Origin of the sequence: Paenibacillus sp. EKM301P (genome assembly GCF_011800295.1) — a bacterium.
Lineage (GTDB): Bacteria > Bacillota > Bacilli > Paenibacillales > Paenibacillaceae > Paenibacillus > Paenibacillus polymyxa.
The window spans coordinates 320,055-326,744 of the sequence record NZ_JAALFM010000004.1 but is presented as its reverse complement, the minus strand read 5'-3'; the positions used below and the strand labels follow the sequence as shown (position 1 = coordinate 326,744).

At 47.8% G+C, this 6,690-nt stretch carries 8 protein-coding genes; all 8 read right to left on the bottom strand.

Annotated elements, in window-relative coordinates:
• Positions 1-191: 191 nt before the first annotated feature.
• A complete protein-coding gene (locus tag HFD99_RS12950) occupies positions 192-743 on the bottom strand; it encodes a nitroreductase family protein (protein ID WP_031463315.1) in 552 nt (183 codons plus the stop codon).
• A gap of 158 nt (positions 744-901) precedes the next feature.
• The gene (locus HFD99_RS12945; protein WP_016819286.1) at positions 902-1,285 is read right to left on the bottom strand and encodes a YraN family protein; all 384 of its coding nucleotides are present in this window, start codon (positions 1,283-1,285) and stop codon (positions 902-904) included.
• Positions 1,285-1,584, bottom strand: coding sequence for an EscU/YscU/HrcU family type III secretion system export apparatus switch protein (locus HFD99_RS12940; RefSeq protein ID WP_016819285.1), 300 nt, complete (start codon positions 1,582-1,584; stop codon positions 1,285-1,287). The genes HFD99_RS12945 and HFD99_RS12940 overlap by 1 nt, the downstream gene beginning before the upstream one ends.
• A complete protein-coding gene (locus HFD99_RS12935; RefSeq protein WP_025364642.1) occupies positions 1,581-3,701 on the bottom strand; it encodes a DNA ligase in 2,121 nt (706 codons plus the stop codon). The genes HFD99_RS12940 and HFD99_RS12935 overlap by 4 nt, the downstream gene beginning before the upstream one ends.
• 90 nt (positions 3,702-3,791) lie before the next feature.
• Positions 3,792-4,439: a ribonuclease HII gene (locus HFD99_RS12930; protein WP_123797131.1), complete on the bottom strand. Its 648-nt coding sequence runs from the start codon at positions 4,437-4,439 to the stop codon at positions 3,792-3,794.
• 208 nt (positions 4,440-4,647) lie between these two features.
• On the bottom strand, positions 4,648-5,508 hold the full coding sequence (gene ylqF, locus HFD99_RS12925; RefSeq protein WP_026065473.1) for a ribosome biogenesis GTPase YlqF: 861 nt from the start codon (positions 5,506-5,508) through the stop codon (positions 4,648-4,650).
• A gap of 87 nt (positions 5,509-5,595) precedes the next feature.
• A complete protein-coding gene (lepB, locus tag HFD99_RS12920) occupies positions 5,596-6,222 on the bottom strand; it encodes a signal peptidase I (protein WP_016819281.1) in 627 nt (208 codons plus the stop codon).
• A 101-nt stretch (positions 6,223-6,323) separates the two neighbouring features.
• Positions 6,324-6,668 carry a 50S ribosomal protein L19 gene (gene rplS, locus HFD99_RS12915; RefSeq protein WP_007429998.1) on the bottom strand — a complete coding sequence of 115 codons (345 nt, stop codon included), beginning with the start codon at positions 6,666-6,668 and terminating at the stop codon, positions 6,324-6,326.
• Positions 6,669-6,690 lie beyond the last annotated feature (22 nt).

Below are 6,690 nucleotides of genomic sequence, written 5' to 3'. Positions count from 1 at the left end.
CACGTTCCATGTAATTTTTTATACATATCAAAAAGCACCTCTTCTCATATTGAAATGTTCCTCTGGGGAATCATTGCCTATATGAAAAAAAAGTGCTTCCAAATTTTCATTCATTGCAAAAAAATATAATGTTCTAAATTTAGCTCTCAACCCTAATTTCAAACCCTCAACTAAGCTTATCTGACGACAGATTATTTGTCAATCAAGGTTAACTTATCGGCTACTGGAGTACGGGATCTTGATTCCGGGATAACATCAGGATAGCCTGCATATATCATTCCAATTACCTTCTCACCTGGTTGAATTCCCAAGCAATCACGGAACTTAGGCGAATACAGAAATGGTTTTGTCACCCAAAACGTTCCGATTCCTTTGCTCCATGCAGCAAGCATAAAGTTCTGTACAAGCGCGCTGACCGCTGCAAAATCTTCATCCCAAACCGCTTGACGCGGGTCTTCTTCCATCACCACTAAAAGCTGTATCGGGTTGTGTAAAATCCCACTTTCAAACTTGTTATCCTTACCGATATCGGCGGCAATTGCCTCTGCAAGCTTTCTCCGTCCCTCACCAGCAAACAACAGAAAGCGCCACGGTTCACGCATTTTATGATTAGGAGCCCATACCGCGACGTCCAGTAGTTCTTTAATCGTATCTACCGGGATAGAGTCAGATTTGAATCGTTTAATCGTCCGGCGTTCCTGAATTACATCTATGACATGTTCACTAAAGGTATGCTTTGTCACGTAAATCCTCCTTCACAGGTACAACGACTAGATATTCATTATAGAATGAAAATGATAACTATTCTCAATAAAATATACCTGCAGCTTTCCTTTCTGTCAACCTGTACATATGAATTCCGTCCTGCGCTCCAACCTTCGTAAAAGTTCTTACTCTTTTTTTAAAATGCATCTATAAAATGGTCCGTAACCACAGCCGTTTCATCAGATAATCGTACAGAAATCATATCAAAACGAATTGGAGCATCTCCAATTCCGTTCATATGCAAGTATACTGCGGCTGTTTGACGAACCTGGGTGATTTTACGCGGAGTAACTGATTCTGCTGGTGTTCCATATTTGGAGCTACTTCGGCTACGTACTTCAATAAACACGAGTATGTGCTCCTGCCTGGCAATCAGATCTATTTCCCCGCTGCGGCATCGCCAATTGCGGTCTAGGATACGATAACCCAGGGTTTCTAAAAACAAAGCTGCAGCATCTTCTCCCATTGCTCCTTTGGCTTTCCGTTGATCCTTGCCTCTCGTCTTCATGTCATACCCCATCACCAGTCATCTCTTGGAGCAAGCCGATCCATTTGATAAATATAGGTTAGCACCTCTGCTACCAACTGATAGAGTTCAGCTGGGATTTGCTCGTCCAAATCAAGTTTGGACAGTACTTCAACCAGCGCAGCATCCTCCTGAACAGGAACGCCATGCTCTTTGGCTTTTTCTAAAATACTGTCCGCAATGCGGCCGCTCCCCTTGGCAACGACAATCGGCGCTTCGCTCTCACCGGGCGTATATTTAAGGGCGACCGCCTTCTTCATGGAAGGTGAAGGAGGTTCCAAGGGCTCTTTCATATTTTAAGATCGACTCCTTTGTACGGCTGAGGCACATAGCTTTGTACCTCGGAAGAGGCAGGGCTGCTCTGTTCAGTCCTTACGGGCATAGGCTCGGTTCGCAACGTTAGAAGTTGGTAGCCTAGCGACTCCAGCGCGGTGCGAATGGACTCACGTCCACTGGTTAGCAGCGAAGCCGCCCAATCCTGATCATTATGAAGCTTGAGACTTACAATCCGATCTACAACCTGCACATCCACCAGCGTCGGACCAAGCCCTTTCATGTCCAAATCAAACCAAAGTCGACAGTTGGAGGCATCCAGTTCTCCGCGTTTGCCACGGCGGGACTGAATCTGGATTGTAGCTGTTTCACGACCGTCCGGTCCAATAAACGGTATAAACATATGCACTTGTGCAAAAGGCGCCGTTCGGTCTGTATTGAGCAGCAGCTGCTGGCCTGTCAGGTGCTGTACAACCTGCTGTGCCGCCTCTTTCAAAGCAGGCGGCAGGTCGTCACTGCTCATTAGCTGGAGTAGTGCCCCTTTTACGGTGTCTGCGGCCGCTGACACGGAGTCGTCTGCCGTAGCCGCTAATCCCGGCAGCGTCTGCGGCACTCCCTCGGGCGGCTCCGTACGTGCCGCCGTCCCTTGCGCGAGCTGTGCAGTCGAGCGGTGTACCTGCTGCTCGTGCTCAGCACCGAGTAGCTTCAGCACGCGGCCTACCCACGGATCCTCCATAGGGCTGATCTTCGTGCTCGTCGTAGGCTGTGAAGCGGCAGCATCTGCCGTACGCGAAGCGCCAGCCGCTGGCTGCGCTACCTCTCCCTTGGACTGATCTGGCGCAGCCGTGCTCAGTTCGGGTGGCACTGCTGCACGCAGCTCTTGCAGCAGGAGACGCAGCCGCTGGATCGGAGCCTCTAGCGTAGCAGCGTTGCCCGCCGCGGAGGGCGGCGCAGAGCCAGCTGCTGACTGTGCAGAAGGACGGTCTGCCATGACTACGTTTAAGGCAGACTTCGCTCCCGCAGGCTCTGCCGTGGCCGGAGCTGGAGCACCATCGGCATCCTTAAGCTGCGTACCTGCCACAGTAGCTTGCTGTGGTTGCTCCACTTTAGTACGGGAGCCGTTTAATGCGTCAGCAGCGTCCGATTCAGGCGCATTTGCACCAGCGTCCAATACCACTGTCGCTCCTCGTCCGTTAACTGCTTCCGGCTCTTTTGAGGCAGTCCCGTTGGCTGCAAATGCAGTAGATCCCGCCGGAGTATCCGAATCGGTAGCCAAAACACTCGCTTCGCTCACTGTAGCAGCAAGATTGGCTGCCTGAGTCCCTTTTAACAATTCCTTGCCACCTGTGGCTTGTTGTCCCGTTTCTGCCTGTTTTGCAGCGGCAGTGCCAGAGGGCTCCTTGGACAATGTAAGAGTTTGGCCTTCCTGTCCATCTGCAATCATCACAGAAGAAGTGCCTGTTGGACTAACTGACGTTCGGTCAGCGCTTTTTATTGTTGCTTCCCCAACTGAACGGTCAGTGGGCGTTCCCTGCCCTTGCTGCTTTAACACCGCTTCAAGTTCTTGCTCCAACGATGACAACAGATCATTTAAAGGAGGCCCAAACATCGTTTGGCGCAATCCATTTATGCTTTCGGCTGTTAATGGGAGTCCCCGCTGAAAGGCAACTGCCGCTGCCTGTACAAATGTGCCCAATTGCACATTACCGCTTTGCTTCGACAAGGCTTCTTGTAAAGAAGCCGCATTTTCAGATGTCAACGGCACACCATTCTTTTGCATTGCCTGTATAAGCTCTCTGTTCTGAGCTGTATCCGGCAGTCCCGCCGATTCCAATACATCTGTCAGCGCTACGGTTTGCTGTGGCATATTGGCAGCATCATTCAGAGGCTTAAGCACAGTCATTCCACTGGAAGAAGCCGGCTGTACCTGAAACGTTGCAGTCTGTCCAGGTTGAAGAGGGGTCTCCAGCTTTGCCCTAACCTGAGAACCCTGTATTTGCAACACTGCCTCGTCGCCGTCCTCAGACACCTTTAATACGACTCCTCTTACGACCTGGCCTGGCTGCATATCAAGTTTTTTCGCCTCTCCCGCCTTCACATCTCCAAGTAATCCACGGAATACAGATCCGATGTTCATATCGCCCCTCCCCTCGCTCTTCCCCTATCAAAAGGGCCTGTAATATTAGATATATTTTATATCGGTATTGTCCTGATTCATAATAAGTACCTACAGATCAAACAACGTCGGTTGCTCGGTTAACAAATTGCCCAGAAAGCTGCGTCTATGCATTTCTGTAGGCCCTAGCGCCAAAATTTGTTCTCTATGCAACTTGGTAGCATAACCTTTATGTATACCAATCCCATATTCCGGATATTTCGCATCCCATTCACCTTTGCATAGCCGATCACGGGTCACCTTGGCAATGATAGAAGCTGCTGCAATAGACTGACTGTTCGCATCCCCCTTAATGATGGATAGCTGGGGAATAGGCACATCTACCTTTTCTGCATCCACAAGTAAATAATCGGGAGACACATGCAAATCCTCAATAGCCTTTTTCATAGCTAAACGAGCCGCTTGTTTAATATTGATATCATCAATCATCCGCGCGTCTACATGACCAATTCCTACAGCGATTGCCTTCTCCATAATCAGTTCGTAGTAGGCTTCTCTTTTCTTGTCCGTCAATTTTTTGGAATCGTCTACACCCTCCAATAGCTCACCTACTGGCAGAATGACTGCTGCCGCCACAACATCTCCAAACAGACATCCACGCCCCACCTCGTCAATACCTGCAATCCGCTCACAAGATTGCTCCCAGCATTTTTTTTCATAGTGTAGCATGTCCTTTACTGCATTCTCTTTAGCTTCCATATTCAATACCTGCCCATCTTTACGTAGTTTAAGCTTCACTCATGCCGTAGCTCTAGCGATTGAATTCAGCTTACCACATACCTCTACCGTTCAAAACCCTTTTCTATATACCTTTACATACCAAAAAACCTTCCTCCTCTCCGGAGAGATGAGGAAGGTTCTTCCTTGCCACAAAATGCAATCTTCTGTATCGGGTGTACTAGGATTATCAGTATGGTGCTTCTAAACTGAATCGTCCCAGCTTGCCTGCACGCAGCTCACGCAAAATAATTTTTGACGCCTTTTCGAGATCTACACGCCCGCCACTCACAATACAGCCACGTTTACGTCCGATAGCCTCCATAACGCTCACAACATCATCTGGATTTTCTGTATCCTCAGGACGTTCGGTAAGCTCAAAACGCTCTGCCATGGTATCCCAATAATATTGGACAAAATATTTTGTCGCGAAAAAGGCAATGTCCTCTACATTTAGAATTTCTTCCTTGATCGCGCCTGTAACTGCCAGACGATAGCCGACGTTCTGATCCTCAAATTTAGGCCACAAAATACCTGGTGTATCCAACAACTCAATTTCACCGGTCTTGATCCACTGTTGCGCCTTCGTTACTCCTGGACGATCGCCTGTAGCTGCAATATTACGTCCTGCCATTCGGTTGATCAATGTCGATTTGCCGACATTTGGAATTCCGACAATCAAAGCACGTATAGGACGCGGATTCATTCCCTTCGAAATCTGCCGGTCTATTTTTTCCTTAAGTAACAGCTTGGCCTGAACCGGAATTTCTTTGAGCCCCGTCCCTGTCGAGGCATCCACCGGAAAGGCTACATGCCCCTGCTCCTTAAAGTAGGCAATCCATTGCTGTGATACTACAGGGTCCGCCAAATCTGCCTTGTTCAAAATAATCATTCGCGGCTTGCCTTGCAAAATATCATCAATCATCGGATTTCGGCTGGAAAGCGGCAACCGAGCATCAATCAGCTCAATAACCAAATCAATCAGCTTTAATTTTGCTTCAATTTGGCGGCGCGCTCTGGTCATGTGACCAGGAAACCATTGAATCGTCACCGTCATCACCCCATTGAGCGTAACCCCTACATTTACCCTTAGGCTCCTAGTTAGGGTTACGGCAGCTATGCTGCTTATTAGTTATTTCTAGTGGTTAATCCACTGCATATCTTTCACCGGCCAAAAAATGACATCAGCCCGGCCAACGACTTCCTTCAAATCAATGTATCCAATCATCCGGCTATCTGTACTATTGGAACGGTTATCGCCCATAACAAAAATATGCCCTTCTGGCACTTTTCCATCCTTAAATTTCTCATTTGGAAAATTGGTAAACTTGTTGTAAAGCTCGCCATTTTGATGTGCTTCTTCCAAAGAAGTCTTGAGATAAGGTTCTTGAATCGGCTTACCATTTACTGTAATCGTGTCACCTTCTACTTTGACCGTATCACCCGCAACGGCGATGACGCGCTTGATGAAGTCTCTCTTTTCTTCCGGGACATGGAACACAATTACTTCACCCGGTTTAGGAGCACGAAAATCATACAAAATCTCATTTACAATGACGCGTTCTCCGGTATGAAAGTTAGGCTGCATCGACGGGCCATCCACAATAAAAGGCTTAAAGAGAAGCCAGCGGATTAAAAAGACAAGCACTAACGCAATAATGATGGCCTTGAGCCACTCAAAAATCTCATTTTTTGGTTTACGCTTGGGCGTACCATCCTGATCAGTTGGCTGCTGTACAGCTCCTTGTCCTACTTCTTGTTCCATAGCTCACTGTCCTCTCTTTACGGTCAATAATCCACAGTTCCCTATGTACGTAGAAAAAACGAAAGGAGCTTGTAACCAAGCCCCTTTCGTTATTCGTTGTATTAACGACGAATTTCTTTAATTCTCGCTGCTTTACCGCGCAGTTCACGAAGATAATAAAGCTTCGCACGACGCACTTTACCACGGCGAGCCACTTCGATTTTATCGATTTTTGGGGAATGAAGCGGGAAAGTTCTTTCCACACCTACACCGTAAGAAATTTTACGAACTGTAAAAGTCTCACTGATTCCACCACCACGGCGTTTAATTACTACACCTTCAAACAACTGGATACGCTCACGAGTTCCCTCGATAACTTTCACGTGCACTTTCAAAGTGTCACCAGGACGAAAGTTAGGCAAATCTTTACGCAGTTGTTCTTCAGTAATCGCTTGGACGATATTCATCTATGACTCCCTCCTTCCGTAC